The following is a 26,443-nucleotide window of genomic DNA, read 5'->3' as shown; positions in this document are numbered from 1 at the left end:
TTAAATTTTTAACGTCCCTTACTGGATTTAGATTGTAATAGTTATTGCAGGGTAATATGTGATGTTTACAAAATTATTCAAAAAGTATCCCAAGCAGAATGCTGGATCTCAATTTTATTTTTTGAAATTGGCTTATATTTTTTCTTTGCTTCTATATCAGCAGGTTGCCAACGCTGATACCTTTGCCATTGAAGGGGGGAAGTGGTTTGATGGAATGGGTTTTAAGCCAGCGATCTGGTTTGTTGATGAGAATGGCCTCTTGACCAAGACTCGGCCACAAGAAGTTGATTACATCATTGATGCCAGAGGAAAATTTGTAGTACCACCGTATGCCGAGGGGCATAATCACAATCTGCAAAACCCTTGGGGTATTAAGAATTTTGGGGCCTTGCAAGTGAAGTCCGGAGTTTTTTACAGTGCGCAGATGTGCAGCTTTGGTAAGGGGTTGGAAACGCAGTTTAGCGGTGAAGATACCATGGATGTTTTATTTGCCTCAGACTGCATAACGGCTTCTGATGGCCATCCCCTAAGGATGATTTTAAATGGTAAAAAAAATGTCACCAATGATGAATTAAAAAGCGCCCAGGAAATGGTCATGGTGGCAGAGGATAAAGGGGATCTAGATCAAATATGGGAGAAAGTTAAAGCTAACCATCCCTCTTTTATTAAAATTATACTTGTTGGCAGTGAAAAATTTGAGGAGCGCCATGGTGATAAGAAATACCTTGGAGTTAATGGCCTCAATCCTAAGCTGGTGCCGGTTATTGTCGAGCGTGCGCATAAATTGGGGATTCCGGTGGTGGCTCATGTGGATACCGCTCATGATGCTATGGTAGCTATAAAAGCGGGTGTAGATATCTTGGGTCATTTGCCCGGGTATCGAATCGCAAGAAATGAAGGGTTTGATAGACAGGATTATGTGTTAAGCGATGCTGTTATTGCTGCGGCTGCTAAGCAAGGTACCAAGCTGATTGCTACTGCCAGTGTGCCTTCTGAGCATAGCTATCCTGAAGATGAATTGAAGGAAATCCAGACGGTTCAAAAAGATAATCTTTCTCGTTTACGCAATGCGGGCGTACCCTTATTAATGGGGAGTGACAACTTCTCCGGTACGGTGCTTCGTGAAATTCGTTACCTGGATACTCTGGATATTGCACCGAGAGAAGTATTGCTGAAGTCCCTAACTATGGATACTCCAAAGTGGATGTTCCCAGAGCGCCACTTGGGCTCGTTTTCTGAAGGTGCGGAGGGCAGCTTCTTAATATTAGAGGGTAACCCTCTGGAGGATCTTGGGTTTCTCGATAAGATTTATATTGGTGTTAAGCAGGGGCATATATTAGTCAGTTCCCCCAGTAGTAATTAGCGATAAATATACTCAGAATTTTTTCTTTGGCCAATGTAAGCTTGGTTGAATATCCCCAGCTTGATGACCAAGCTGGGATTTAGCCCTTATATTTGCCATCCGTCTTCTACTTTTATATTTACTTTTCCAACAAGCGATGTACTTTTGGCACAAGATAGAAATACATTAGGGGGACGAGAATTCCTGTCATGATCAAAGATTTCAGTCCTATCGCAATTTGTAGATCCAGTGCTTTTATTGCCAATAGTAAAAGAGTGACAATCGGATAAACCAATGCCCATATACACAGGGCATGTAGTATAGATTTATTCATTATTTTAAGCCTTCCATAAAATTGGATATCATCCGGAAGTATCCGGGCAATATTTTTTGTAAAAAGTACTTTCCGTCTGTAGTGAGTGCTACACATTTAGCCCGGCCGTCACTGGAATCTGCTTTTATGGCGATGAGTCTATCCTCCACCATACTTTTAAGTGTGCGCGTCATTACTGGCCGGGAAATATCGATACGCTCTGCAATCTCCGAAACCAGTAAGCTATTTCTTTCCGGTTCCCGGTCGATAACGATCATTATCAAAAACCGTAGTTGGGATGTCCCATGGTCGGAAAAATAACTTTCCAGCTCCCGCAAAAGCAGGCTCGCATCCCGCATTATGGTGAGAGCATCCTGAATCGCTTTGGGGTTATTTACAGAAAACTGCTTTGCATAGCCTTCCACCATTTGTTGTGAAGGTAGTTCTTTAAGAAAAAACATAGGGAGCTACACCAATCTTTCCAGCTTATTGATTTCTACAGGTTCTTTTAGCCAGTCTTTATAAGCTTCAAAAATCGGTACGATGTAGGGCATGGCGTAATGCCTATCGAGGTCTTCCTGGCTGCACCACTCTTCGTATAAAAACAAGCTTTTCTTATCCTGGTGTACAGCAAACTGCAGGCAGCCCTCCTCTTCCAAGGTATTTGGAACTATGGATAGGATTGCCCGTCTGGCTTGTTCGAAGAACTCCGCCTTTGGTGAGATTTTGGCAATGATAAATAGATGGCTTTTCACAGTCGCTTTTCCAAAGTATCAATATAGTTATCATGATAACTATATCCCAAAAGACGTCAACCGTTAGTGGCTGATGTAGCAATCTAGGGAAATGCCACCTATCAGCATTAAATGACAGGATTCTGGTCTATAGGAATTAACTAATTGAAAGAGCTGGCCACCTGGCGTCTATCAAGGTTTCGGTAAGCCAGAGCCTCGGCAATCTGCGTGGAGCTTATCGTTTCTTGCTTGGCGAGATCCGCCAGGGTGCGAGCCACTTTGAGCACTCGGTGGTAACTGCGTGCGGAAAGGCCCAGTTTTTCCACTGATTGGCGCAGAAGATGTTTCTCTTTATCCCCCAGGGTACAGTGTTTTTCCAGCTCTGCCCCTTTTAAAAGGTTGTTGGTACTTCCTTGCCTTTGAACCTGTAGTTGCCGTGCAGCGCAAACCCTTACCCGCACACTTTCGGATGCTTCCCCCGGAGCTGCATCCTGCAGTTGCACAGCATTCATAGCACCAACCTCTATCTGCATATCGATACGATCCAGCAAGGGGCCTGACAGTTTATTGCGATATCGGTCTATCTGGTCCGGAGTACAGCGACAGCGGGGCTCACCCAAGTAGCCGCATGGGCAGGGATTCATTGCGCCTACCAGTTGAAAATTCGCGGGATAAGTAACCTGGGCGCGTGCCCGGGAGATGCGCACTTCACCGTTCTCCAGGGGTTCCCGCAGGATTTCCAGGGCATGGCGGGGAAACTCTGGCATCTCGTCGAGAAACAATACTCCGCAATGGGCGAGTGAGATTTCACCTGGCTTTGGAGTACTGCCGCCACCGACCAAAGCGGTTGGTGAAGCGCTGTGATGTGGAGCCCGAAAAGGTCTCTGGCTTTGGTGAGGCATACCGGCACTGGAGTAGACAGCGGCGACCTCAATCGACTCGGCAGTTGTGAGTGGTGGCAATATACCGGGCAGACGACTGGCTAACATGGTTTTGCCTGTTCCCGGAGGGCCATAGAACAACAGGTTGTGCCCCCCGGCTGCGGCTACTTCCAGGGCGCGTCTGGCTTTAAGCTGACCGCGAATATCTGCGAGGTCTGCGCACTGGATGGTGGGCTCCTCCTGAGATTTTACGGCTTGGGACAGGCTTTCACGTCCATGCAACTCCGCGCAGATCTGCAGCAGGGAGCTGGCGATTAGAGTTTCACCCTCAGCCAGTGCTGCTTCAGCTCCGCACTCCCGGGGAGCTACCAGTTTGCGTCCGGCGGCCGAGCAGGCAATGGCAGCGGGTAAGCTACCGCTCACTTCACGTAGAGCGCCGGTAAGGGCTAATTCCCCGATAAACTCGTAGTTTTCCAAGGCTTCAGCGGGAACCTGCCCCGAAGCAGCGAGTATGCCTATGGCAATGGCGAGATCGTAGCGACCACCTTCCTTGGGAAGGTCGGCGGGGGCGAGATTGACTGTGATACGACGCTGGGGGAACTCAAAATGGCTGTTGATCAGGGCGCTGCGCACCCGATCGCGACTCTCTCGCACTGCCGCTTCAGGAAGGCCCACTATATGAAATGCGGGGAGGCCATTGGCCAAGTGAGTCTCTACGGTAACTAGTGGGGCAGATACCCCTAACTGGGCTCGGGCATGGGTTACTGAGAGGCTCACAATTTCATTCCTGAAATGGTTGCCGGAGAGTTCAGTCTTCGGCTTGGTTATCCCTTTGTGCCAGAGCTTGCTCCAGCATTTCCACTTTATCTTCCAGGCGCGCCAGTTTTTCACGGGTGCGCCTCAATATTTCCACCTGGGTATCGAATTCGCGCTGGGATACCAGCGGTAGCTTATCCAGAGACACTTCCAAAGCGTTGCGTAGGTCATTGCTGACCACTGCGCCCTGTTGTTGCAGTTCTTTCAGTAGCTGTTGCAGTTTATCCGCAGCCACAGGCAACTCCTTACTGAGTAATTCATATCTTTTGGCACTGGATTGTAACCCACAGAGTTTTGCCGCAACAGTTGCCTAAAGGTGCACTATTCTGAACTTTGCTCCTGCAGGAACTCCCCACTTCTGTGCATATACCGACAATTGGAGCCATCTTGGTGCGCACTGGTTTGCGGGCGCTCTGTTCGTATTTATTTCAATTTCTCATTTTCTTATCTAACTCATTGATTTTATTGAGTGCTGCGGCTTTGGCATCAACTCTGCAAACAGTCAGGGCAGGTGTGCCATTTACGATCACTGGGAGTCCGGGAAAGTAGCGGTTCACAAGACGCAAGAGACCCTCTGTCATACCCGACAGTAAAGGACCGGTTGCAGGCGGCGCCATTTCAAGAATCAAAAAATTTCAGACTTAATAAATCTTGGAGGATTAAAGGTGAAAACTAAAATGAACAAAATCGCCACTGTCTTCTCTGGCGCTGCCCTAGCACTAGCTATTAGCAATATATCTTTTGCCGAGCAAAGTGATCCAAGTTTCAGTGTTAATGCTGGATTGGTTTCAGATTACAAGTTTCGAGGTATTAGTCAAAGTGATGGAAGGCCAGTAATTCAGGCTGGAATGGATCTGGATGTTGGCAATGGCTTTTATTTGGGTACCTGGGCTTCCCAAGTGGATTTTGATTATGGCAGTGATGAAACTGATTATGAGCAAGATTTCTACGGTGGTTACTCCACAGAAATTAATGAATCTATAAGCTATGATATTGGATATATTTATTACGCCTATCATGGAAGTGGTCGCGATGAAGATTATCAAGAGATCTATGGAAGCCTAACCTTCTCCGATCTAACATTAGGTTTTGCATATTCAGATGATTATTGGGCCGATTCAGGCAATTTTTATTATCCATATGCAGGTTACAGCTTTTCTTTGCCTTCTGATTTTAGTTTAGACCTTCATGTTGGTTTAAACCTATTTGATGAAGAAATATTTCTGTACGAATCCGACTCTTATATCGATTACTCCGCAACTCTCAGTAAAAATTTTGGCGGCCTTACTCTGAGCGCTGCTTTTGTTGGCACTGATGTGAGCGACAGAGAGTGTTTCGATACCGACTGGTGTGAACCCACCTTGCTCGCTGGAGCAACCTACGCCTGGTAATAAAAACGCCCGCAATTGTTAGTGGGCATTATTTTTTTGTGGGGGAGATCCATGAAACTGATTACTGCAATTATCAAGCCCTTCAAATTGGATTCAGTGCGGGATGCTCTGCGAGAGGCCGGTGTTAAAGGCGTTACAGTCAGTGAAGTGAAAGGATTTGGCCGGCAAAAAGGCCATACAGAATTATATCGGGGCGCAGAGTATGTAGTGGATTTTTTGCCTAAAACCATGTTGCAAATTGCTGTAACTGAGGAGCAACTGGATGAAGCATTGGAAGTAATTGGCTCCAGTGCACAAAGCGGAAAAATCGGCGACGGCAAAATTTTTGTGGCTAATCTTGAACAGGTGGTTCGCATACGTACTGGAGAGACCGGTAGTGAAGCTATTTGAGTCAGTAATAATCAATAAATAATTTTAAAATTCTAAGAATTAAACGGAGAGAGAAATGGAGAATCAAGTATTTCAATTGCAATATGCAATTGATACGTTTTATTTTCTAATGTGTGGTGCACTAGTGATGTGGATGGCTGCAGGCTTCGCCATGTTAGAAGCAGGCCTGGTGCGCTCAAAAAACACCACTGAAATTCTGACTAAAAATGTCGCGCTATTTGCAATTGCATGCATTATGTATCTGATGACCGGTTACGCCATTATGTATGATGGCAGCTGGATGCTTGCAGGCATAGAGGCCTTTAGTCTTGAAGGTGTATTGGCCGACTCTGCCAAGAATGGCTTTGAAGGGGACTCGGTATATTCCGGTGCTTCCGACTTTTTCTTCCAGGTAGTATTTGTTGCTACCGCAATGTCCATTGTATCTGGTGCCGTTGCAGAGCGCATGAAGCTGTGGAGCTTCCTCGCATTTGCTGTAGTGCTCACAGGGTTTATTTACCCGCTTGAGGGTTCCTGGACCTGGGGCGGCAAAGATGTATTTGGACTGTACAGTTTGAGTGATCTTGGCTTCTCTGACTTTGCCGGTTCCGGCATTGTTCATATGGCTGGTGCTGCTGCCGCGCTGGCAGGTGTTCTACTGTTGGGTGCCCGAAAAGGTAAGTACGGTCCCAATGGGCAGGTCTATGCCATTCCCGGTGCAAACTTGCCGCTGGCAACCCTTGGTACATTTATTTTGTGGATGGGCTGGTTTGGTTTTAATGGCGGTTCCGTGTTGAAGCTGGGAGATGCAGCCAGCGCGCATTCTGTGGCTATGGTATTTCTCAACACCAATGCCGCTGCAGCAGGTGGGGCTATAGCCGCACTAATTACTGCCCGCCTGCTATTTGGGAAGGCTGATCTCACTATGTTGTTGAATGGAGCCTTGGCCGGCTTGGTGGCTATTACTGCAGAACCATCTACGCCGACTGCGTTACAGGCGACCCTGTTCGGTATGGTTGCTGGAGTCCTGGTAGTTTTCTCTATTATCACTTTGGACAAGTTGAAAATTGATGATCCGGTTGGTGCTATTTCTGTGCACGGTGTTGTCGGCTTGCTTGGTCTGTTATTGGTTCCAGTGACTAATGAAGGTGCCTCTTTTATTGGCCAGTTCGTTGGTGCATTGACTATTTTCTTCTGGGTTTTTGTCACTTCCTTTGCCGTGTGGTATCTGCTTAAGTTGGTGACCGGTATTCGTGTCAGCGAAGATGAAGAACAAGAGGGTGTTGACTTGGCTGAATGTGGTATGGAAGCTTACCCGGAATTTATGAGCAAATAGTTGTCCTGCGACGATACTGCCCCATGTAGGGGCGCTATCTGACTGAGGTTCCCGCAAAGAAGACAAATCAGGGGAAATACAAGAAATGAAATTGATTACGGCCGTTGTAAAGCCCTTCAAATTGGATGACGTGCGTACCGCATTGTCTGAGGTTGGGGTTCAGGGGATGACAGTAACTGAAGTAAAGGGCTTTGGTCGCCAGAAAGGGCATACGGAGCTCTACCGTGGCGCTGAGTATGTGGTGGATTTTCTACCCAAGGTTAAGCTGGAGTTAGCGGTCGACGACGATATGGTGGACTCTGCTGTTGAAGCGATTACCAAAGCTGCACAGACCGGGAAGATTGGTGATGGAAAAATCTTTATTACAGCACTGGAAGAAGTGATCCGTATTCGGACCGGCGAAACCGGATCTGAGGCTGTTTAATCGGCAGCAAACTTAGTTATTCTCTTCTCTCAGGCCATCTGTGTCTGGTGCCTATACAAGCCCCTTCCGGGGCTTTGTTGTTTCAAAACCTTAGTCCTCCTAGATGCCTTTAGGTTATTTGCAATGGTGGGCTGCCGTATTGTCGCTAAATTCCCCATAGCAAACCGTAATATTCCCCGGTTTTTGTCCCAACAAAAAACTCTACTGTACCGGCTGCTTGTGGCTGGCGGCTCAGATCGAGAGTGCCTATATATTAATCGCCGCTTTGATGCGGTAGGGGATCGCCACAGATTGTGGCTTTCGGTTTCATTCTCGCCGCGGGAAGGGGCGGCACAGAGGTACTCCCTCTGTAACAGGAGTAAGGGTTACAGGGTTTTGCTATGAAAGATGGTTATGAAGATCAAGGCAAGAGCTCCCGCAGCAAAGAGTCTGAGGAATTTGCCGAAGAACGCTCTATTACCTCCCGTGAACGTGCCAGAAGCCAGTTGAGCACGGATGTGGAGGAATTTCTCGCCAGCGGCGGGGCAATTAGTGAAATTGACCCGGAAGTTACTGCCGATCCCCCGCGTAAACCGCAGCCTAAATACGGCAGTCGCCCTATTTAGCGCCTGAGGGATTGCCGCCCCTGCAGTGAGGATGGCGGCAATTCCTTTTTAAAGATCCTCCCGGGCTTTGGAAGGTGCCGTTTCAGCGCCCCATCAGACTGGGCAGCAGGCGCTCTAATACTTCGCCAATGTAGGAAAGAAACAGGGTGCCGAGGCTTGATCGATAGTACTGAGGGTCAGAAGAGCCAACGGCGAGCACGCCCAACTGGTTACCTAAGGGAACCACCGCCGCGGAAGCGACATCCTGCCAGCTTTCACCAAAAAGGAATTCTTTCTCGCCGGGGCGTAAGGCACCACATACTGGGCGACCATTACGCAAAATTCCTCCAATTGCCGTTTCTGCACCTGCGTGTGAGCTGGTTTGTACCTGTCCCAGGCTGCGGGCACTGGGTAGTGGCCCAAATAGGTTCAGGTTGGTGAATTCCACATTGAAATCATTAGCAAAGCTGGAATAGAGAGCGTCTGTTGCTTCGCCGATGTCCTGAGCTTCAAGAAGGGCTAGGATCAGGCGGCGGCTGTTAAAGAAGAGTTGGTCGTTGTCACGGGCATTGTGCAGTAGTTGGTCCAAGCGCTGGCGCATTTCAATATTGCGCTCTCGCAAGAGGTTGGTTTGATGTGTCATCAGAGACACGGTCTTCCCATTTTCCCGCGGTAGCTTGATGGTTTCGAGTAGGTCCATCCGGTCGACAAAGAATTCGGGGTTTTGCATCAGGTAGCGAGCCACCTGCCGAGCTAGAAGCTTGTCATCCCGCTGTGTTTCCTTGTGACTGCCGGCGACAATCTCTTCAGAGCTCTGATTGGCGTCTGTCTGTTCCATCATGGTCCATTTACATTATTGGCGCGGGTTTTGGGTGAAATGACAGTCCCAGTGGGTAAGGACCCACTATCGAAAGGTACTACAGAGTTCCCCGGGAGGTCGGATAGCCGCCATCTTGCCCGCAAAATTATTCAAATAATGATTTGCCCGTGGAAAACTGTTGTTGCGGGCCCGGTCATAGTAACCGGCTGGCCTGGCCCACTCCAGTGAATTGTCAGCTTGCCACCGGGAAGGTGAATTTCAACCTTTTCATCCACAAGCCCGCGCTGGTGGGCATAAACCATTGCCGCGCAAGCACCGGTGCCGCAGGCACGAGTTTCTCCCACCCCTCGTTCAAACACACGCAGTTGCGCTTCGTCACGGGAGTCGATTTGTAGAAAGCCCACGTTGACCTTTTGTGGGAAGCGCGGGTGAGCTTCAATTAGCGGTCCCAACTGGTCAACTGGGGCTTGCTGTACATCCTCAACCAGCAGTACCGCGTGGGGATTGCCCATAGATACGGCACCGATGGTATATGTCTCGTCAAGGACATCAATGGGGTAACTGTCAGCGTAGCGATCGGCACTGAAGGGGATTTGTTCCGGCTCCAGCACTGGTGCGCCCATATTGACGCTTACTTGGTCGCCATCCATGACTTTAAGTTGCAGGATGCCACCGGCCGTTTCGACTTTTAAACGCTTCTTGCCGGTGAGGCGGCGGTCGCGCACAAATCGGGCGAAGCAACGCGCGCCATTTCCGCAATTTTCCACTTCACTGCCATCGGCGTTGAATATTCGGTAGCGGAAGTCTGCATCGGGGTCGCGGGGAGATTCCACCAGTAAAACCTGATCGCAACCAATGCCCAGGCAGCGGTCGGCAATTCGGCGAATTTTGTCGGGGGATAGTTTGATTCTTTGACTGATGCCGTCGAGCATCACAAAATCGTTGCCAAGCCCATGCATCTTGCTGAATTTAACGCGCATTCCATTTCTCTAATGATTTTGTCTACCTGACGGATATGGATGCCTCTCAGGCTCGAATATGCCGTGGCGACACAGGTGTTTCCTGGTCCACCTGGTCACCATCGATTGGCATTACCAATATGTCGAGATTTTATAAGTATCGAACAGCCTGTCTGTGGGGTGTTCGCGTAGCCCCCAGAGATGGTGGCACTAAAATCTTTATTTTGACATCTATTTCGCCACAAAGAATCAGGCTTTCTCCGGTACCGGGGTTTCTCCCCGCACCAGGTCGCTAAAGCTTTCCCGCGCCCTTACCTGGTAGGTGTTGCTACCGTCGACCAGCACTTCCGCTGCCCGTGGCCGGCTATTGTAGTTGGAACTCATGGTAAATCCGTAGGCACCGGTAGAGAGCATGGCTAGCAGCTGACCCTGTCGTAGAGTCAGGGCCCGGTTTTTGCCGAGGAAATCACCGGTTTCGCATACTGGCCCGACGATATCCCACATGGCGTTTTCCCCGTGATCGGGGGTCACCGGCACTATATCCTGCCAGGCCTGGTACAGGGCCGGACGCAGATTATCGTTCATTGCCGCGTCAACGATGGCGAAATTGTGCTCCTGCGTGCGCTTTAGATAGTCAATGCGGGTCAGAAGCACACCGCCATTGGCGGCGATTGAACGCCCTGGTTCAAGGACCAAGCCGAGATTGCGATCGCCAATGCGCTTAAGTACTGCCTCGAGGTAATCCGCCACCGGTGGGGGCTCTTCACCTCGATAGCGCACGCCCAGGCCGCCGCCCAGGTCCAAATGCTCTAATTGGATGCCTTTATCGGCGAGGTCATCTACCAAAACCAGGAGTCGATCCAGGGCATCGAGGAAAGGTGCGACTTCAGTGAGCTGAGAGCCGATATGGCAGTCCACACCAATTATTTTCAAGTGGGGGGACTTGGCTGCACCTAGATAGACTTTCAGGGCACAATCAATAGCGATGCCGAATTTGTTTTCCTTGAGACCGGTGGAGATATAGGGGTGAGTTTGCGCGTCGACATCCGGATTTACGCGCAGGGAAATTGGGGCGACGGTTTCGCATTCGGCAGCTACCTGCTCCAGGCGCAGCAATTCAGCTTCAGATTCGATATTGAAGCAGTGCACACCCACTTCCAGCGCGCGGCGCATCTCATTGGCAGTTTTGCCCACACCGGAAAAGACTATCTGTGAGGGATCTCCGCCTGCCAGTAATACACGCTCCAGCTCACCGCCAGAGACGATATCGAAGCCTGACCCCAGCTGAGCCAGTAATGAGAGTATGCCAAGATTGCTGTTAGCCTTGACCGCGTAGCAGATCAGGCCGGGATGGTTGCCCAGGGCATCGGCATAGGCCCGGTATTGCCGCTCAAAATGAGCGCGGCTGTATACATAGGTGGGAGTGCCGAATTGCTCGGCAACCTGCTCGAGGGAGACGTCTTCAGCCCAAAGGCTGCCGTTGCGATAACTGAATTCACTCATTTCTCAGTTTCTTGCTCCTCTGGGTATTCTTCATACAGCGGCTCTTCTCCTAATGGTTCAGGCACAGCCTCACCGGCCGGTTCAATGGCTGGTCCACTGGGCTCCACTGCAGTGCTGCTGGTAGGCGCCGTATTGGGCGGACCAGTAGTAATACTCGGCGCGGGCTGTGCCGGTGCCTGAGGTAAGTACAGCGGGCCCTTCTGGCCACAGCCTGCTATCAGTGCGGCGGCACCTAGCAGCGTGAGGAGTGGGAGAAGTATTTTTTTCGGCATGGGTGACATCCTGCGCTCGGGCTTTCGAAGCGGTGTTCGGCAAAAGCCTGATAGTATAGCGGCCGAATAAATTCATCACAGTAGACGGTAACAGAAGTAACAAAAGATGAGCCAAGCGGAATACGAAGCGGCCATTGAGCGAAGCCTGATGGCGATAGAGGATGCCCTGGATGAGTGTGATTGGGACATCGATTACGAGCGTAGTGGGTCGGTTTTAACTCTTACGCTGGAGGATAATGGAAGCCAGGTGATTCTCTCTCGCCAGTCGGCCAGTCGCGAATTGTGGGTGGCAGCTAAATCCGGCGGTTATCACCTGGCCTTTGAAAACCCCGGCTGGAAATGCGGCACTACCGGGGAGGATCTGACCACTCTGCTTGATCGTGTGCTGAGTGAGCAGCAGGGCGAAGAGGTCAGCTTGGGGCTGGGGCCCTAACCGCAGTAATTTGGCTTTTTAGAAAGCCCGGAAAGCCGGGCTTTAACTTCAAATCCACTAACAGCGCTGTTTGATTGCTTCACGTGCGCGCACACAGGCCGCACGTACCTGATTGGGTGCGGTACCACCGATATGGTCACGGGCGGCCACCGAGCCCTCAAGGGTGAGCACTTCAAATACATCCTCGCTGATTTCAGCAGAAAATTGTTGTAGTTGCTCCAGGCTTAGTTCAGCCAGGTCCTTGTTCTGTTCAATGGCAAAGGATACTGATTGACCGACGATCTCATGGGCATCACGGAAGGCAACACCTTTGCGTACAAGGTAATCCGCCAAGTCCGTCGCGGTGGAAAAGCCCTTGGCGGCCGCCTCCAGCATATTGTCTTTTTTCGCCTTGAGAGCCGGTACCATATCTGCAAACGCGCGCAGGCAATCCAGAGCGGTGTCGGCGGCGTCAAACAGCGGTTCTTTATCCTCCTGGTTGTCCTTGTTATATGCCAGCGGTTGACTTTTCATCAGAGTCAGTAAGGCGATTAGGTGCCCGTTTACACGGCCGGTTTTACCGCGTACCAGCTCAGGCACATCCGGATTTTTCTTCTGTGGCATGATGGAGGAGCCGGTGCAAAAGCGATCCGGTAGATCAATAAAATCGAACTGGCTCGAAGTCCAAATGACCAGCTCCTCGCTCGCTCGGGAAAGGTGAGTGAGCAGCAGCGCGGCGAAAGCGCAGAATTCAATGGCGAAATCCCGGTCGCTGACGGAATCCAGAGAGTTTTCGGTCGGGGCATCAAAACCGAGTAATTCAGCAGTGCGTGCGCGATCAATAGGGTAACTGGTGCCGGCCAGTGCGGCTGCGCCCAGGGGAGAGCGGTTGACTCGCTTGCGGCAGTCCATCAAGCGCTCATAGTCCCGGGTAAGCATGGCGTTCCAGGCCAGTAGGTGGTGGCCAAAAGTCACCGGTTGAGCGCTCTGCAGGTGAGTAAAGCCCGGCATAATAGTGCCCGCTTCGCGTTCCGCCAGCGCTACAAGGCCGGTTTGCAAGCGGGTTAGCTCGCCTGCAATCCTATCGATGCGCCCCCGCAGCCATAGGCGAATATCCGTTGCTACCTGATCGTTGCGGGAGCGGCCAGTGTGCAGTTTTTTACCGGTGGCACCGATGCGCTCAGTCAGGCGCGCCTCGATATTCATGTGCACATCTTCCAGCTGCACTGACCACGGGAACTCCCCTGCCTTAATTTCCTCTGCTATTTCCTTCAGGCCATGGGCGATCTTTTGATATTCATCTGCACTCAATACCCCTACCTCAGAGAGCATCTGGGCATGGGCGAGAGAGCCTTGGATATCCTCCAATGCCATGCGTTGGTCAAAGGTGACTGAGGCGGTGAACCTCTCTACGAAGGCATCAGTGGCTTCACTGAAGCGGCCTCCCCAGAGTTTGGCGGCCGGGTTATTGGCGGAATCGGTGGGGGCTTTTTCGTTGCTCATGGTTTTCCTGGCTACAGTGAGGTGAAAGGCCGGGGAGCTTGGTGGTATCTTGCGCTTTAAACGTTAGGGACAGTCAAGAATAACAATTGCATGTCAAACTCCAGGCCGGCAGGCATTATATCGCAGAAAATTCGAAAAACTGATACTGATAACAAGGATTCTGCGCTTCCTGGTATTTTGCCTTTCCTGCCGGATTTGTGCAGCGTCACTTCCCTGGCAGCACTGGTGCTGATGGGAGAACTGTTGGCCCTGGTGCTGGTATTGGCGCTGGATGGGTTGCGAGAATTCAGCTGGCAGCGCCTGGGGTTGATCTCCCTGGTTATCCAGTGGGTGATATTGCCCTCTGCAGCTGTACTCTGCCGCCTGCGCCCCCTTTTGGCCAAGCTCTCGCACAAGCGCGCCGGTGCTATCAGCTTTATAGCGGTGCTGGCGGTATTGATAAGCGTGATGGGAATACAGCGCTATCTGCGCGTACTGCTGTTACAGGCTGATTTCGATTGGTGGGGCCTGGCCAGTGATTGCTTGCTGGGGGCCATTTGCTCTGGGGTGGTTTTGCGCTACGCCTATTTGCAGCAGCAGTTATATAACCAGCAACAAGCGGAGCTCGGCGCACGTATTGAGGCGTTGCAATCCCGTATCCGTCCCCACTTTCTGTTTAATAGTATGAATAGCTTGGCCAGCCTGATCGCTGTGGACCCAGATCGTGCCGAACGACTGGTAGAGGATTTGTGTGCTCTGTTCAGGGCCAGCCTAGCCGATCCAAAACTGGTGTCTTTACGGCAGGAGATTTTGCTGGCGCAGCGCTACCTGGAGATCGAGGCATTGCGTCTGGGGGATCGCCTGAGACAAGAATGGCAATTGGGTGAAGGACTGAATGACATCCAGTTACCCAGTATGTTGCTACAGCCCCTGCTTGAAAATGCGGTGTTACACGGCGTGGCTAAATTGCGTGAAGGTGGGGAAATCAACGTACGAGTTGAAGTTGAAAGTGGTGTTCTCAGGATTGCTATCGAAAACCCCTTGCCCCAGGAAACTGTGCACACCTCCCGGGAAAATAATGGCATGGCGATGGAAAATATCCGCCAACGCCTGTCCGCTTATTACGGCAATCGCTTTATGTTTACCGCCTGTCGGGAGGATGGACACTACAGAGTGGCCCTGCAGCTACCCTTGTTTCCCCGGGAGGCGGCTCTGCGGGAGACAAAGGCCGCTGTATCTACCACTAGAAAAGCCGAGGTGATGGAGTGACCCAGCTGCGAGTCCTGATTGTCGACGATGAACCCCTGGCCCGTGTGCGCCTACAGCGGCAATTGGCCGCGATCGATAACTGCACAGTGATCGGTGAGGCAGCCGATATTGAAACCGCACTAGTGCAGGTGCAGATACTTGATCCGGACCTTGTATTGCTAGATATCGAAATGCCCGGTGGCAGTGGTTTGGAATTGGCACAACAGTTATCTGTTCGCGAATGCCCACCGGCAGTTATTTTTTGCACTGCCCACGATGAATTTGCCTTGCCGGCATTCGCAACTTCAGCAGTGGGCTACTTGTTAAAACCGGTCAGTTTAGAGCAGTTGCGCCAGGCTATTACAAAGGTACAGCGCCTCAGTAAACCGCAACAAAAATTGCTGGAAGAGCAGGAATCAGAAGCACCCGATCATCGAAGCCGCATCAAAGCTGTCAGCCGCCGGGGAGTGGAATTACTGGAAGTGGATACGATCCGTTGCCTGGTTGCCGATAGTAAATATGTGGTAGCTCACCATCTTGCCGGCGAAACAATTTTGGATGAGTCCCTTAAGGAGTTGGAGAGTGAGTTCGGCGATCGCTTTGTGCGCGTACACCGCAGCGCCCTGGTCGCTGTGGAATATATCGCCGGTTTGCGCAGGGAGGGTGGAAATTATCGGGTGGAGTTGGATGGTGTAGCAGAGGCGCCGCTGGTAAGCCGACGCATGCTGCCTTCTGTAAAAGCACTAATTACGGAGATATGCTGAGTATTCAGTTTTTAACGCAGAAAAACAAACAATACTGCAGCTACCATCAATAGAGCAAAGCTCACTCTGATTACTCTCGCTTGTTTTGGTTTGTGGAAAACTGGCCGCAGGCTGCCCCCAAGGTATAGCCAGATAAAATCCACTACAGCAGCGACAATCAAGCAGACCAATCCTGTGGCAAGATAGCTGAAACCGCTCTCTTCGATAGGCAGTAGAAACTGGGAAAAGATCGCAAAAAAAGCGGCGTAGGCTTTTGGATTGAGCAGATTAAAAATAAACCCATCCAAAAGGGATGGCGGTTGGGCTGCTGCCGACTGTTCCTGAACCAGTACCGGTGCCGTGGCAATTTTGAATGCGATGTAGCCAATGTAAAGTGCCCCACATATCTGCATTGTCAAACGAGCCTCGGGCCAGGCAGAAAGCAGGGCGGCTACACCGGCAGTGGCACCGACAATGGCTACGCATAACCCAAGCAGGATACCGATAAGGAAACCGGTACTTTGCCTCACTCCAAAGGTTGCTCCTGAAGCTGCCAGAGCGAGTGGTGCGGGGCCGGGAGAGCCGAGTAACAGGCCTGTGGCTGCAATCAGTGAAGATAATGCTTCTAACATAAACTCTTGCCCTATTTCCCACCTGCGACATCAATAAATGAGCCAGTGGTAAACGACGATTCATTGCTTAAAAGCCAAGCTATCGCAGAGGCCACTTCCTCTGGCAGTCCCCCTCGTTTTAGAGGGGTCGTAGATTTTAGCCGCTCCACCCGATCTGGTTCTCCGCCAGCAGCATGCATCTCTGTATAGATCAAACCTGGCCGTACTCCATTTACCCTGATTCCCTCGCTGGCAAGTTCCTGGCTTAGCCCGATGGTCAAGGTGTCTACTGCCCCTTTACTCGCTGCATAGTCAATATATTCGTTGGGTGAGCCCCAGCGGCTGGCAGCAGAAGAAACATTGACGATGGCACCACCGCTGCCCCCCTGTTTGGTCGACATTCTTCTTATGGCTTCGCGGCAGCAAAGTAGGGTGCCAGTAACATTCGTTCGAAATACCTGGTTAATTCGCTCCGCTTCCATTTTTTCAACGCGCATTTGGGGTTTGAGTGTCGCGGCATTGTTCACCAGGTATTGAAGGGGGCCGAGTTGCCGGTCTACTTCATTAAATAAGTGGGTGATATCGGCTTCTGATGAAATATCAGCGCGTACGGCGATTGCTTTAGTACCTAAGGCCTTGAGTTCATTCAGCAGGCTTTCGGCCGAGTCTTTTCTCTCCCGATAACTGATGGCGATATGGTATCCATGCTGGGCAAGTAATCGTGCCGTTGCGGCACCGATCCCTCGGCTTCCGCCGGTGACTAAGGCAATATTATTTTTAAGGGGCACTTTGCAACTCCTGAAAAGGGGGAACTATTGGGAATAAATAGGGGTACCTTTGATTTTTTTTGTTGTTAAAGAATGAGGGAGGGTATCTGAAAAATACGGAGGAGGCACTGACGGCAGCGCTGTCAGTGCCCCTGGATGAGATCGGTCTTAATGGGCTTTAATTTTAATACAGTTGCGGGCCACCATCGCCGTATTCCGAATCATTTTGCAGGCTTAATTCGCCAGCGGCACTATTCAAATATTCCGCATCGGACTCGGACTTGAGTTTGATCATCAAGCGCAAGTCGTTGGAGGAGTCAGCGTGGGCGAGGGCATCCTCGTAGGTAATCTCGCCGCGGTCGTAGAGTTCATACAGGGCCTGGTCGAAGGTCTGCATACCCTGTTCGCCGGAACGCTTCATCAACTCTTTCATTTTGTGTACCTCGCCCTTGCGGATCAGGTCCGACATCAGCGGGGTATTGATCATAACCTCCAGGCAGGCCCGGCGGCCATCGCCGTCAGGTGTTGGCACCAGTTGCTGTGCCACCATCGCTTTCAGGTTCAGCGACAGGTCCATAAACAACTGTTGGTGGCGGTCTGCCGGGAAGAAGTGAATGATACGGTCCAGGGCTTGGTTGGCGTTGTTGGCATGCAGGGTACAGAGACACAGATGGCCGGTTTCGGCAAAGGCAATGGCGTGGTCCATTGTCTCGCGGGAGCGTACCTCACCAATCAGAATGACGTCTGGTGCCTGACGCAGGGTATTTTTCAGGGCCACTTCGAAGGACTCTGTATCCAGGCCAACTTCACGCTGGGTTACGATACAGCCGCGATGCTGGTGAATAAATTCAATCGGGTCCTCAATAGTGATGATATGGCCTTTGGAGTTCTCATTGCGGTGGCCAATCATCGAGGCAAGGGAGGTAGACTTACCAGTGCCGGTTGCACCTACAAAAATAATCAGGCCACGCTTGGTCATCGCCAGCTCTTTGAGTACATCCGGCAGGCCAAGCCCGTCAATCGTGGGAATCTTCGTTTCGATACGACGCAGCACCATGCCCACCAGGTTGCGCTGGAAAAATGCCGAGACCCGGAAGCGACCTACGTTGCGTACGGCAATGGCGTAGTTCAGTTCCTTTTGTTCAGCGAATTCGCGTCGCTGCTTCTCATTCATGGTGCCCACCACCAGTTCGCGTGCTTTCTCTGGTGTGAGCGAGGTACTGCTGCAGGGTACAACACGTCCGTGCAGTTTGATCGAGGGTGGTATGCCTGCGGTGATAAACAGGTCCGATGCACCTTTCTCTACAACCAGTTGTAGGAGTCTTTCAATTTCCATGGGTGTTTACCGCGTTTATTTTTGACTTTGAGGGGCCCTGCAGCGAGCCCCCGGTGCGCTGTAACGCTTAGAAGTTTTCCGGCATTTTGGCTTTTTCTCGCGCGACTTCGCGGCTGACGATACGGCGTGCCACCAGATCCTCAAGGCACTGGTCCATGGTCTGCATACCGACACTGGCGCCAGTCTGGATAGCCGAGTACATCTGCGCGATTTTGTCCTCGCGGATCAAATTACGGATTGCCGGGGTGCCGCGCATAATCTCGTGAGCGGCGACACGGCCTCCGCCATTTTTCTTCAGGAGGGTTTGAGAGATTACCGCCTGTAGTGACTCCGACAGCATTGAGCGAACCATCGCTTTCTCCTGCGCAGGAAAGACGTCTACAACCCGGTCAATGGTTTTTGCTGCAGAGGTGGTGTGCAGGGTACCGAACACCAGGTGACCGGTTTCTGCGGCGGTTAGTGCCAGTCGGATGGTTTCCAGGTCCCGCATCTCACCCACGAGAATAATGTCCGGGTCTTCACGTAATGCAGAGCGCAGAGCTTCGGCGAAGCCGTGTGTATCCCTATGTACCTCGCGCTGGTTTACCAGACACTTTTTTGACTCGTGTACGAATTCAATTGGGTCTTCGATGGTGAGGATATGTTCGTACTTGTTGTCGTTGATGTAATCCATCATCGCGGCCAGCGTGGTGGACTTACCGGAACCGGTAGGCCCAGTCACCAACACCAGGCCACGCGGGGTATCGGAGATCTGTTTAAAGACCTGGCCCATCCCCAGGTCCTCCATGGTCAGTACCTTGGAGGGAATAGTCCGGAATACAGCGCCGGCCCCACGGTTGTGATTAAAGGCATTCACACGGAAACGGGCCACGCCAGGTACTTCAAAGGAGAAGTCGGTTTCCAGCAGCTCTTCATAATCCTTGCGCTGCTTATCATTCATGATCTCGTAGATCAGGCCGTGCACCTGCTTGTGCTCCATGGCTGGCAGGTTGATGCGGCGCACGTCGCCGTCCACACGAATCATCGGTGGCAGACCGGCGGAGAGGTGCAAATCCGAGGCGTTTTGCTTGGCGCTGAAGGCGAGGAGTTCAGTGATATCCATACTGCTACCTTATGGTTCTTGTTTGGGCTCAGGTAAAATCGCCACTTATTTCGGTAAGGGCCCCAGTATATGCGCAAAGAGACAATCGTCGAAAACCTGAATGCAGTAGGTGAGCGGATTGTGACATGCTGCAACAACTGCGATCGCAACCCGGCAGAAATCACTCTGCTGGCGGTTTCCAAAACGCGACCCCCACAAGATTTGCGAGTCGCCTACGCGGCTGGCCAGCGCCACTTTGGCGAAAACTATTTGCAGGAAGCCCTGGAAAAACAGGATGCCCTTTCTGATCTCGATATTCACTGGCATTTCATTGGGCCGTTGCAGTCGAACAAAAGCCGTGCGGTTGCCGAGAGGTTCCAATGGATGCATACAGTCGACCGGCTGAAAATTGCCCAGCGTCTTTCATCGCAGCGCCCCAAAAACATGGGCCCTCTCAATATCTGCCTGCAAGTGAATATCGATGGCGAGCAGAGCAAGTCTGGCATAGCTCCACAGGATTTGGTGGCTCTGGCGCGTGAAGTGGTGAAACTACCTGGGCTTCGTTTACGCGGGTTGATGACGATTCCCGCTGAGCGACAGGGTATTACCGCTCAACAAGAGCCCTTTGCCAGGCTAGCCAGCTTGTTGCAGCACTTACGTGAAGAATTTCCTAACGAAACCATGGATACCCTGTCGATGGGAATGTCCGGGGATATGGAGGCAGCGATTTCCTGTGGCGCCACCATTGTGCGCATCGGCACAGATATTTTTGGCGCTCGTAATTATTCTGCGTAAATGGGGCTGTGTTTTACCCAAAACTGTTAGGGAAATGGAATGACGAAATCAGGGAATCTCGAGGTGGTATTACTGGGATTAACCCTGTGTGCTGTAATGGCTTTATCAATGGCGCAGAACTTGTGGACCACTTGGTTGGCACTTGAGTGGCTAGCATTTATTTGCCTTCTCTCATTTTACTTCCCGAAGATGTCAATGATTACCGACTTCCTTAGTAATACGGTAACCCGATCGCTGTGGCCGGAGAGCCGACAATGGTTGTAGCTGGTGACAATTGCCTTAAATCTCCTTGCGATAATAGAGGCGTCCCTATTTGGCAGTGATTAAAAAGGTGCTAGTAGAATTGATATGAAAACGGCCCAAAGGGCCGTTTTCATTAGAGGGTTCGTATTAATTTTTCAGCGCCAGTTTCTTTTTCCGCTCTTCGCCGAGCAAATGTTCTGCAAAGAACAATGCCGTAGCTTGAGTAAAGGCATCGCTATTCTCCTTTTTGCGATAACCGTGTCCTTCGTTTAATGCGTTCATATACCAAACCCGGTTGCCGTTTTCACGCAGGGCGTCCACGATCTGCTCGGCTTCTGTAACAGGTACTCGAGGATCATTTTGTCCCTGTACCACAAACATCGGCACCTGGATTTTCTCCACATTATTGTTGGGGCTGATTTTTTCCAGGAAGGCCCGCATCTTCGGATCGCGTTCGTCACCATACTCTACCCGGCGCAAGTCTCGACGGTAGCTCTTGGTGTTGGTGAGGAAAGTGACAAAATTAGAGATGCCGACAATATCTACAGCAGCTTTCAGGCGGTTTGAGTAGTAGACACTACTGGCCAGCACCATATAGCCGCCATAGCTACCGCCGAAGACAGCAACCCGCTCGGCATCCAAGTCTGGTTGGGTGGCGATCCAGTCCAGTAGGGCACCGATGTCTTTCACCGAATCCTCGCGCTTATACCCGTTGTCCATGGCCAGGTAGCTTTTACCGTAGCCGGCAGAACCGCGTACGTTGGGAGCAATTACTGCGGCCCCAAGCTCCTCCAACCACATTTGATAGGTGCTGGAGAACAGCGGGCGATACTGTCCCTCGGGTCCGCCATGAATGGAAATAATGACTGGCACCGGGCCTTTAGTGTTGCGTGGTTTGTACATGAAAGCTGGAATTTCCCGATGCTTGCCATCTACCTTGTCGAAAGTTGGATAGTGCACCAGCTGGGGTTCGACAAATTGCTCGGTGTCGAGGCCGCCGACTTCGCTGAATGTCCAGCGGTTGAGGTCACCACTGGAGAGTGGACGACGGCCCAGCTCTAAAACGAAAGTATCTGTAGGGGTTTTTGGGGTATTCAGGGACATCGCCAGTCTATCGCCTCGAGGATTGAACTCGATGCCGCCGATAACGCCAATGGGGAGGGAATTGATCTTGCGATAGCGGTCATTGCGCGGGTTATAGAGATAGAGTGAGGACATACCCCCCTCGTTAGCCACGAAGGCACCGCGACGACCGTCTTCACTGAGAACAAAATCGTTGATGTCCCAGGGGATATCAGCGGTAATGACTTTTTCATCACCACTGGCTAAGTCTTTGCGAATCAGCTGGGTGAATTCTCCCCCTTTATCACTCATCAGGAATGCAGAGCGGTCGTCGTGGCTAAAGCCAACGGGAAAATTGCGGGAGTCTACATCGTCATCCCCGGCGAGCAGTTTCAGTTCCCCGCTATCTAGGTCCAGCAGGTGGACTTTGGATCGAGTGGAGGAAACATACTGCAACACGAGCAGTTGGCTACCGGATTGTGAGAAGCCGCCAGGCCCCCACCAACTGCCATCTGTCGATTTCAGAATCAGGCGGTCTTCTTTCTTAGCTCCGTCAAAAGTGGTGAGCCAGATATCATTGGCTTTACCGTCGCGGCGAGTACTCTGATAGGCCATGGCGGAGCCTTGCTTATTCCAGAGGATAGCGCCGTTTCGGGATTCGCCATCAGTGATCATCTCACTCTGGCCATTGTGCGTATCAAATAGAAATATTTGTGTATATTCATTCCCGCCAGCATCCATAGTGAATGCCAGTTGCTCGTGATCCGGACGTGTGGCGACACTGCCGATAGGCTCTTCGAAGAAGGTCAACTGGCGGCGGGCGCCACCGGCGCGATCTACTTTGTGTAATTGATTCACCTCGCCAAAGCGGGTGCTGACATACATTCCGTTGCCATCTATATCCCAGCCGCGGAAGCTGGCTGATCGTACATTTTGATAGCGGTTCAGTTCATCAATGATGCTCTGGGGTATCTGTGGAATGTCCTGCAATATCAGTTGGCCGTTGTTTTCGGTACGAGTTTCTACCGCACCGGCAGCGCCCGTCGCGCAAAGCAGTGCGGCGATCACTAAAGAGCGCCATTTATGCATATCATTCTCCTTGGCAACGCGTGAGGCGCGTTTCTCTTGTTATTGGAATTGAGTGACCACATATTAACGAAATCCCCGCTGGGGAGAATAGCGACTGAAATTCACAGCAGCTGAGCCGAGTGCTCGCCGAGGTAATCCGAGTGACTGTAAAAAATCCCAAAATCGTTTTTATCGGCGGCGCCGGCAATATGGCTGGAGCGGTGATCGGCGGCCTGCTCGCGGCTGGCTATCCAACGGAAAAGGTTGTTGCTACTGGGCGCGATCCTCTCAAATTGGAGTCGTTTGCCAAGCGCCATGGCGTTGTCGCGCACGATGATAACATCGCTGCAATTGATGAAGCCGATGTTATCGTGCTGTCAGTTAAACCCCAGGTCATGCGCGATTTGTGCATGGATCTGCGTCCGCATCTGACTAGACGCAACCCCCTGGTGATTACTCTGGCTGCCGGTATACCCCTGGCTGCCTATCAACGCTGGCTAGGTGAGCACCTGCCAATTGTGCGTGCTATGCCAAATACTCCAGCGTTGGTTCAGGCAGGGGTCACTGGTCTTTACGCCGATGCGGCGGTGACCGCAGAACACCGCGCTATTACCGAGCGTATCGTCAATGCAGTGGGTATTTCCCTGTGGGTGGAGCAAGAGGAGGGAATTGATCAGATTATCGCCGTTGCAGGATCTGCCCCAGCATACTTTTTTCAATTTATGGAAGCCATGATTGATGCATCATCTGCCAGTGGCTTTGCCCGTGCTGATGCGGAGCGCCTCGTGTTGCAAACTGCCCTGGGCGCCGCCAAACTGGCCATGGTCAGCGATGTGGATGTAGCCCAATTGAAGCGTAACGTAATGTCGCCGGGCGGTACCACAGAGCGTGCGGTACAGCGCTTTGAGCAGGGCGGCCTTCCCCAGCTGGTAGCGGATGCAATGCGTGATTGTGCCGAGCGCGCTGCAGAAATGGCCAGGGAGCTGGACCGCTAGGTAAAAACAAATTAAAAGCGGCGTATTGAGCGCTGTAATTCACTCAAATTTTTGGAACTTTTCGATGGCAAATACCTTCAGCAATATCGGGGTCTTCCTGGTGGCAACCCTCGGTATCCTGTTCCTGTTTGTGGTTTTGATGCGCTTTTTGCTTCAGTTGGCCCGCGCAGATTTTTACAATCCAATTTCCCAGGGCATCGTGAAAATTACCAATCCGCTGTTATTACCACTGCGCAAAGTGGTGCCGGGGTTTCTCGGTGTGGACATGGCCTCGCTGGTTTTGGCACTTCTGGTGGGGTTGGTGATGATTTTGGTTTGTGGCCTGTTCGCCGGCTATGGCCTATTTAATCCTTTGAGTGCACTGCTTTGGTCTCTGATCGGCTGTGTAGCGACGGTGATTGCGGTTGTTTTTGTAGGAATGTTGATTTCGATCGTGTTCAGTTGGATCGCGCCCCATAGTGGCCACCCTGCTTTGATGTTGTTACGTCAGTTGCTCGAACCATTTTGTGCGCCGATACGCCGCCTGATACCGCCTTTGGGGGTGATTGATATCAGCCCGATCTTCGTGTTTATCCTGCTGACAGTGGCAGATAAATTGCTGTTTGGTTTTGCACAAATGGCAAATATGCCAGCTTTCGTCTACAGCCTTTTCTGGCATATCCCCGGATTTTAAGTGGTGATGTCGCAAGTTTTCTTGCGGCGCGCGCACTGGATCGCATTTGGCGCGGTGTTAGACTCTTATACTTAAGGTTGACCATCCCAATACTCGCATTCGGAGTGTTGGGGTCTTGTCTGCAGGGTATAGATAACAAGAACACCGTGAAATGGAAGACGCACTCCTTCGCCAGCACATCTCCGATTACGACCGTTGGAAGAAAAACCTGGACCGCCAGTTTGCCCAGTTCAACCAGTGGTTACAGCAACATTTCCCAAACTCAGCCGGTGCTTGCCAGGTTGTCCAGCAGGCACGTGCTTTACTCACCGATGATCAATTTACCCTTGTATTGGTCGGTGAGTTTTCCCGTGGCAAGACCGAGCTGATTAATGCTCTGCTATCACAGACCTACAGCCAGAGGCTGCTGCCATCTAAACCTGGCCGCACCACAATGTGCCCTACGGAAATTTTCAGTGATGGCAGCGAGCGTGCCAGTCTGCGACTGTTGCCTATAGAGACCCTCGCTACCAATACCAGCCTGGAGAGTTTTCGCCGGATTCCGCAGAAGTGGATTACCCACGAGTTCGATGCCAATGATCCCGAGGCTACTCGCACGGCGTTATTGAAGGTGGCTGCGACCAAATCAGTGTTGCCTGAAGAAGCTGCGCGTTACGGCTTTGATCGTCGCCACTTGGATGATAAGGGCAACTTGGTAGAGATCCCCGCCTGGCGTTATGCATTGATCTGTCTGCCACATCCTCTGCTTGACCAGGGGTTGCGTATTATCGATACGCCGGGGCTCAACGCTCTCGGCAACGAGCCGGAACTGACATTGAGTACACTGCCCAGCGCCCAGGCTGTGGCCTTTCTATTGGCCGCGGATGCCGGCGTCAGTGGCACCGATATGAATATGTGGGAGACCCACCTGGCTCCGCTGCGCGATCACCGCGGCACTGCAGTGATGGCGCTGTTGAATAAGGTCGATGTACTTTGGGATGATCCCGATGAGGACGCGGAATTGCTACTTCGGCGTATGAGTGCCCAGGTGGCAAAACTGTTGTCTGTACCACAGGAAAGCGTTGCTGGTGTCTCGGCGAAAATGGCATTACTTGCGCGCCAGCAGCAGGATCTGAACTTATTGCGTAACAGCCGGTTTGGCGATTTCGAAAAGCTGCTGGTGCAGCGCCTGTTGGAGCACCGCCAAAAAGTGGCAGAGCATCGCTCATTGCACCAGGCCCTTACGCTGATGGCGGACACCCGCGATCTCCTCAAGCGCCGCCTTAATAGCGGCCGTGCCGCATTGGTACACTTACAGCGCAATAGTGCCAGCACCGAGGAGCAGTTGGCAGAACTGGGCCAGCTGCAGCAGACCGTGAAGGAGCAGCACAAGCTCTGCCACCACGAACTGCTTACTCTAAAGTCCAGCCAGCGCATGTTGATGCGGCAGAGTACGTCCCTTTTGGCGCCAATTTCCACTCAGCAGCTGCAGCAACTGATTGATGACACCAGCAAAGCGCTGCACAAAAGTTGGACACCCATGGGGCTGGCCAAGGCTATCGACACTTTCATGGAAGGTGTCGATCACCAACTCGCCAACCTGGAGCGGGAGGTAGACCAGGCAAATCGGTTACTCGATGCGGTTTTTGAGCGTTCCAGCCTGAAGAAGGTCGACAGCGTCGAGCAGTATTTCACCGTCCGGAAATTCCGTGCCACCCTGCGTGGTTTACATCGTCAGGCGGCCCAGCTGCGCCGCTCTCCACAGTTATTGCTTGCTCGACGCAATCGCCTTAGTGAGCGATTTATAACCACCCTTGCCAGTGAGGTGGGGCGCCTCTACAACCAAATGGGAGTTGCTGCGGAAAGCTGGCTGGAGCAGGCCCTTGAGCCGTTGAAACAACATGTTCAGTACCAGAAACACCTGCTCAATCGCCACCTGATTAAGCTTACCGAGTTGAAGCAGAAGACCCGCAGTAGGCGCACCGATCTGCGCACGCTTGAAGATGAAGTACTGCGCAACGATCGTGCGTTGACGGCACTTGAAGAATTGCTGCGCCATAGCAGCTCTGCACCGCAGCCGTTGGCTCCTGCACCTCGGGCTCATAATGTCACACCACTGAAGGCCTCCCTCTCGAGTTGAGTTGGAGTGGAGGCTTAATTGGCGGTTACAGTGATTGTCATAAGTCGCGGCGCTCCCGTACACT

General features: G+C 51.7%; 29 protein-coding genes. 14 read left to right on the top strand and 15 right to left on the bottom strand.

Annotation, left to right across the window (positions count from 1 at the left end):
• The first annotated feature begins 61 nt into the window (after positions 1-61).
• On the top strand, positions 62-1,363 hold the full coding sequence (locus ACJJIP_RS19820; protein WP_444945836.1) for an amidohydrolase family protein: 1,302 nt from the start codon (positions 62-64) through the stop codon (positions 1,361-1,363).
• Between the two features lie 118 nt (positions 1,364-1,481).
• On the opposite strand, the gene ACJJIP_RS21830 is transcribed toward ACJJIP_RS19820, so the two are convergent.
• The 5 genes from ACJJIP_RS21830 to ACJJIP_RS19800 form a co-directional block, all read right to left on the bottom strand.
• Entirely contained in the window at positions 1,482-1,676 is a 195-nt protein-coding gene (locus ACJJIP_RS21830; RefSeq protein WP_502867311.1) for a putative antibiotic biosynthesis monooxygenase, read from the bottom strand.
• The gene (locus ACJJIP_RS19815; RefSeq protein ID WP_282951915.1) at positions 1,676-2,116 is read right to left on the bottom strand and encodes a MarR family winged helix-turn-helix transcriptional regulator; all 441 of its coding nucleotides are present in this window, start codon (positions 2,114-2,116) and stop codon (positions 1,676-1,678) included. Before ACJJIP_RS19815 ends, ACJJIP_RS21830 begins: the two co-directional genes overlap by 1 nt.
• Before the next feature lie 6 nt (positions 2,117-2,122).
• Complete coding sequence (locus ACJJIP_RS19810) at positions 2,123-2,410, bottom strand: putative quinol monooxygenase (protein WP_282951914.1); 288 nt, start codon at positions 2,408-2,410, stop codon at positions 2,123-2,125.
• 140 nt (positions 2,411-2,550) lie between these two features.
• Positions 2,551-4,047, bottom strand: a complete 1,497-nt coding sequence (locus ACJJIP_RS19805; RefSeq protein ID WP_282951913.1) for a YifB family Mg chelatase-like AAA ATPase — start codon at positions 4,045-4,047, stop codon at positions 2,551-2,553.
• A gap of 31 nt (positions 4,048-4,078) precedes the next feature.
• On the bottom strand, positions 4,079-4,321 hold the full coding sequence (locus ACJJIP_RS19800) for an accessory factor UbiK family protein (RefSeq protein ID WP_020413697.1): 243 nt from the start codon (positions 4,319-4,321) through the stop codon (positions 4,079-4,081).
• Between the two features lie 442 nt (positions 4,322-4,763).
• On the opposite strand from ACJJIP_RS19800, the gene ACJJIP_RS19795 reads away from it, so the two are divergent.
• From ACJJIP_RS19795 to ACJJIP_RS19775, 5 genes are all read left to right on the top strand, one after another.
• Positions 4,764-5,477, top strand: a complete 714-nt coding sequence (locus tag ACJJIP_RS19795) for a TorF family putative porin (RefSeq protein ID WP_282951912.1) — start codon at positions 4,764-4,766, stop codon at positions 5,475-5,477.
• Positions 5,478-5,528: 51 nt separating this feature from the next.
• Entirely contained in the window at positions 5,529-5,867 is a 339-nt protein-coding gene (locus ACJJIP_RS19790) for a P-II family nitrogen regulator (RefSeq protein ID WP_020413694.1), read from the top strand.
• Positions 5,868-5,922: 55 nt separating this feature from the next.
• Positions 5,923-7,182, top strand: a complete 1,260-nt coding sequence (amtB, locus tag ACJJIP_RS19785; protein WP_282951911.1) for an ammonium transporter AmtB — start codon at positions 5,923-5,925, stop codon at positions 7,180-7,182.
• Between the two features lie 85 nt (positions 7,183-7,267).
• On the top strand, positions 7,268-7,606 hold the full coding sequence (gene glnK, locus ACJJIP_RS19780; RefSeq protein ID WP_020413692.1) for a P-II family nitrogen regulator: 339 nt from the start codon (positions 7,268-7,270) through the stop codon (positions 7,604-7,606).
• Positions 7,607-7,986: 380 nt separating this feature from the next.
• The gene (locus ACJJIP_RS19775; protein ID WP_282951910.1) at positions 7,987-8,211 is read left to right on the top strand and encodes a hypothetical protein; all 225 of its coding nucleotides are present in this window, start codon (positions 7,987-7,989) and stop codon (positions 8,209-8,211) included.
• A gap of 82 nt (positions 8,212-8,293) precedes the next feature.
• Here ACJJIP_RS19775 and ACJJIP_RS19770 read toward each other — a convergent pair whose 3' ends face one another.
• From ACJJIP_RS19770 to lptM, 4 genes are all read right to left on the bottom strand, one after another.
• Positions 8,294-9,031, bottom strand: coding sequence for a DUF484 family protein (locus ACJJIP_RS19770; protein ID WP_444945835.1), 738 nt, complete (start codon positions 9,029-9,031; stop codon positions 8,294-8,296).
• Positions 9,032-9,159: 128 nt separating this feature from the next.
• Positions 9,160-9,990, bottom strand: a complete 831-nt coding sequence (dapF, locus tag ACJJIP_RS19765) for a diaminopimelate epimerase (RefSeq protein WP_020413689.1) — start codon at positions 9,988-9,990, stop codon at positions 9,160-9,162.
• 228 nt (positions 9,991-10,218) lie between these two features.
• Complete coding sequence (gene lysA, locus ACJJIP_RS19760; RefSeq protein ID WP_020413688.1) at positions 10,219-11,472, bottom strand: diaminopimelate decarboxylase; 1,254 nt, start codon at positions 11,470-11,472, stop codon at positions 10,219-10,221.
• A complete protein-coding gene (gene lptM / locus ACJJIP_RS19755) occupies positions 11,469-11,744 on the bottom strand; it encodes an LPS translocon maturation chaperone LptM (protein WP_353375760.1) in 276 nt (91 codons plus the stop codon). Before lptM ends, lysA begins: the two co-directional genes overlap by 4 nt.
• A gap of 106 nt (positions 11,745-11,850) precedes the next feature.
• Between lptM and cyaY the strand changes: the two genes are divergently transcribed.
• Entirely contained in the window at positions 11,851-12,177 is a 327-nt protein-coding gene (cyaY, locus tag ACJJIP_RS19750) for an iron donor protein CyaY (RefSeq protein WP_282951907.1), read from the top strand.
• A 57-nt stretch (positions 12,178-12,234) separates the two neighbouring features.
• On the opposite strand, the gene argH is transcribed toward cyaY, so the two are convergent.
• Positions 12,235-13,659: an argininosuccinate lyase gene (gene argH, locus ACJJIP_RS19745; protein WP_353375759.1), complete on the bottom strand. Its 1,425-nt coding sequence runs from the start codon at positions 13,657-13,659 to the stop codon at positions 12,235-12,237.
• Between the two features lie 90 nt (positions 13,660-13,749).
• On the opposite strand from argH, the gene ACJJIP_RS19740 reads away from it, so the two are divergent.
• Positions 13,750-14,907: a sensor histidine kinase gene (locus ACJJIP_RS19740; RefSeq protein WP_444945834.1), complete on the top strand. Its 1,158-nt coding sequence runs from the start codon at positions 13,750-13,752 to the stop codon at positions 14,905-14,907.
• Positions 14,904-15,650, top strand: a complete 747-nt coding sequence (locus ACJJIP_RS19735; protein WP_353375757.1) for a LytR/AlgR family response regulator transcription factor — start codon at positions 14,904-14,906, stop codon at positions 15,648-15,650. Before ACJJIP_RS19740 ends, ACJJIP_RS19735 begins: the two co-directional genes overlap by 4 nt.
• 11 nt (positions 15,651-15,661) lie before the next feature.
• Here the strand turns inward: ACJJIP_RS19735 and ACJJIP_RS19730 are convergent, their stop codons facing one another.
• The 4 genes from ACJJIP_RS19730 to ACJJIP_RS19715 form a co-directional block, all read right to left on the bottom strand.
• Positions 15,662-16,261: a LysE family translocator gene (locus tag ACJJIP_RS19730; protein ID WP_353375755.1), complete on the bottom strand. Its 600-nt coding sequence runs from the start codon at positions 16,259-16,261 to the stop codon at positions 15,662-15,664.
• A gap of 11 nt (positions 16,262-16,272) precedes the next feature.
• Positions 16,273-17,028: an SDR family oxidoreductase gene (locus ACJJIP_RS19725; protein WP_353375754.1), complete on the bottom strand. Its 756-nt coding sequence runs from the start codon at positions 17,026-17,028 to the stop codon at positions 16,273-16,275.
• A gap of 163 nt (positions 17,029-17,191) precedes the next feature.
• Positions 17,192-18,343: a PilT/PilU family type 4a pilus ATPase gene (locus tag ACJJIP_RS19720; RefSeq protein ID WP_020413680.1), complete on the bottom strand. Its 1,152-nt coding sequence runs from the start codon at positions 18,341-18,343 to the stop codon at positions 17,192-17,194.
• Between the two features lie 67 nt (positions 18,344-18,410).
• The gene (locus ACJJIP_RS19715; RefSeq protein WP_020413679.1) at positions 18,411-19,445 is read right to left on the bottom strand and encodes a type IV pilus twitching motility protein PilT; all 1,035 of its coding nucleotides are present in this window, start codon (positions 19,443-19,445) and stop codon (positions 18,411-18,413) included.
• Positions 19,446-19,514: 69 nt separating this feature from the next.
• Here ACJJIP_RS19715 and ACJJIP_RS19710 point away from each other — a divergent pair, with 69 nt between their 5' ends.
• Both ACJJIP_RS19710 and ACJJIP_RS19705 read left to right on the top strand, forming a co-directional pair.
• Positions 19,515-20,219, top strand: a complete 705-nt coding sequence (locus ACJJIP_RS19710; protein ID WP_282951902.1) for a YggS family pyridoxal phosphate-dependent enzyme — start codon at positions 19,515-19,517, stop codon at positions 20,217-20,219.
• A 39-nt stretch (positions 20,220-20,258) separates the two neighbouring features.
• Positions 20,259-20,483 carry a hypothetical protein gene (locus ACJJIP_RS19705; RefSeq protein WP_020413677.1) on the top strand — a complete coding sequence of 75 codons (225 nt, stop codon included), beginning with the start codon at positions 20,259-20,261 and terminating at the stop codon, positions 20,481-20,483.
• Positions 20,484-20,609: 126 nt separating this feature from the next.
• Here the strand turns inward: ACJJIP_RS19705 and ACJJIP_RS19700 are convergent, their stop codons facing one another.
• Positions 20,610-22,613, bottom strand: a complete 2,004-nt coding sequence (locus ACJJIP_RS19700) for a S9 family peptidase (protein WP_444945833.1) — start codon at positions 22,611-22,613, stop codon at positions 20,610-20,612.
• 140 nt (positions 22,614-22,753) lie between these two features.
• Here ACJJIP_RS19700 and proC point away from each other — a divergent pair, with 140 nt between their 5' ends.
• The 3 genes from proC to ACJJIP_RS19685 all read left to right on the top strand — a co-directional run bounded on the left by proC (position 22,754) and on the right by ACJJIP_RS19685 (position 26,379).
• Positions 22,754-23,587, top strand: a complete 834-nt coding sequence (gene proC / locus ACJJIP_RS19695; RefSeq protein ID WP_040628952.1) for a pyrroline-5-carboxylate reductase — start codon at positions 22,754-22,756, stop codon at positions 23,585-23,587.
• A gap of 64 nt (positions 23,588-23,651) precedes the next feature.
• On the top strand, positions 23,652-24,260 hold the full coding sequence (locus ACJJIP_RS19690) for a YggT family protein (RefSeq protein WP_020413674.1): 609 nt from the start codon (positions 23,652-23,654) through the stop codon (positions 24,258-24,260).
• 151 nt (positions 24,261-24,411) lie between these two features.
• Complete coding sequence (locus ACJJIP_RS19685; protein ID WP_020413673.1) at positions 24,412-26,379, top strand: dynamin family protein; 1,968 nt, start codon at positions 24,412-24,414, stop codon at positions 26,377-26,379.
• The last annotated feature ends 64 nt before the right edge of the window (positions 26,380-26,443 follow it).

This window comes from Microbulbifer variabilis, from assembly GCF_052467165.1.
This window is presented reverse-complemented; position numbering and strand designations above follow the sequence as displayed.

Bases quoted from the DNA above. Each gene is read 5' to 3' on its own strand.
- ACJJIP_RS19820 (WP_444945836.1), top strand. From the start codon at position 62: ATGTTTACAAAATTATTCAAAAAGTATCCCAAGCAGAATGCTGGATCT.
- ACJJIP_RS21830 (WP_502867311.1), bottom strand. From the start codon at position 1,676: ATGAATAAATCTATACTACATGCCCTGTGTATATGGGCATTGGTTTAT.
- ACJJIP_RS19815 (WP_282951915.1), bottom strand. From the start codon at position 2,116: ATGTTTTTTCTTAAAGAACTACCTTCACAACAAATGGTGGAAGGCTAT.
- ACJJIP_RS19795 (WP_282951912.1), top strand. From the start codon at position 4,764: ATGAACAAAATCGCCACTGTCTTCTCTGGCGCTGCCCTAGCACTAGCT.
- ACJJIP_RS19790 (WP_020413694.1), top strand. From the start codon at position 5,529: ATGAAACTGATTACTGCAATTATCAAGCCCTTCAAATTGGATTCAGTG.
- amtB (WP_282951911.1), top strand. From the start codon at position 5,923: ATGGAGAATCAAGTATTTCAATTGCAATATGCAATTGATACGTTTTAT.
- glnK (WP_020413692.1), top strand. From the start codon at position 7,268: ATGAAATTGATTACGGCCGTTGTAAAGCCCTTCAAATTGGATGACGTG.
- ACJJIP_RS19775 (WP_282951910.1), top strand. From the start codon at position 7,987: ATGAAAGATGGTTATGAAGATCAAGGCAAGAGCTCCCGCAGCAAAGAG.
- ACJJIP_RS19770 (WP_444945835.1), bottom strand. From the start codon at position 9,031: ATGATGGAACAGACAGACGCCAATCAGAGCTCTGAAGAGATTGTCGCC.
- dapF (WP_020413689.1), bottom strand. From the start codon at position 9,990: ATGCGCGTTAAATTCAGCAAGATGCATGGGCTTGGCAACGATTTTGTG.
- lysA (WP_020413688.1), bottom strand. From the start codon at position 11,472: ATGAGTGAATTCAGTTATCGCAACGGCAGCCTTTGGGCTGAAGACGTC.
- lptM (WP_353375760.1), bottom strand. From the start codon at position 11,744: ATGCCGAAAAAAATACTTCTCCCACTCCTCACGCTGCTAGGTGCCGCC.
- cyaY (WP_282951907.1), top strand. From the start codon at position 11,851: ATGAGCCAAGCGGAATACGAAGCGGCCATTGAGCGAAGCCTGATGGCG.
- argH (WP_353375759.1), bottom strand. From the start codon at position 13,659: ATGAGCAACGAAAAAGCCCCCACCGATTCCGCCAATAACCCGGCCGCC.
- ACJJIP_RS19740 (WP_444945834.1), top strand. From the start codon at position 13,750: ATGTCAAACTCCAGGCCGGCAGGCATTATATCGCAGAAAATTCGAAAA.
- ACJJIP_RS19730 (WP_353375755.1), bottom strand. From the start codon at position 16,261: ATGTTAGAAGCATTATCTTCACTGATTGCAGCCACAGGCCTGTTACTC.
- ACJJIP_RS19720 (WP_020413680.1), bottom strand. From the start codon at position 18,343: ATGGAAATTGAAAGACTCCTACAACTGGTTGTAGAGAAAGGTGCATCG.
- ACJJIP_RS19715 (WP_020413679.1), bottom strand. From the start codon at position 19,445: ATGGATATCACTGAACTCCTCGCCTTCAGCGCCAAGCAAAACGCCTCG.
- ACJJIP_RS19710 (WP_282951902.1), top strand. From the start codon at position 19,515: ATGCGCAAAGAGACAATCGTCGAAAACCTGAATGCAGTAGGTGAGCGG.
- ACJJIP_RS19705 (WP_020413677.1), top strand. From the start codon at position 20,259: ATGACGAAATCAGGGAATCTCGAGGTGGTATTACTGGGATTAACCCTG.
- ACJJIP_RS19700 (WP_444945833.1), bottom strand. From the start codon at position 22,613: ATGCATAAATGGCGCTCTTTAGTGATCGCCGCACTGCTTTGCGCGACG.
- ACJJIP_RS19690 (WP_020413674.1), top strand. From the start codon at position 23,652: ATGGCAAATACCTTCAGCAATATCGGGGTCTTCCTGGTGGCAACCCTC.
- ACJJIP_RS19685 (WP_020413673.1), top strand. From the start codon at position 24,412: ATGGAAGACGCACTCCTTCGCCAGCACATCTCCGATTACGACCGTTGG.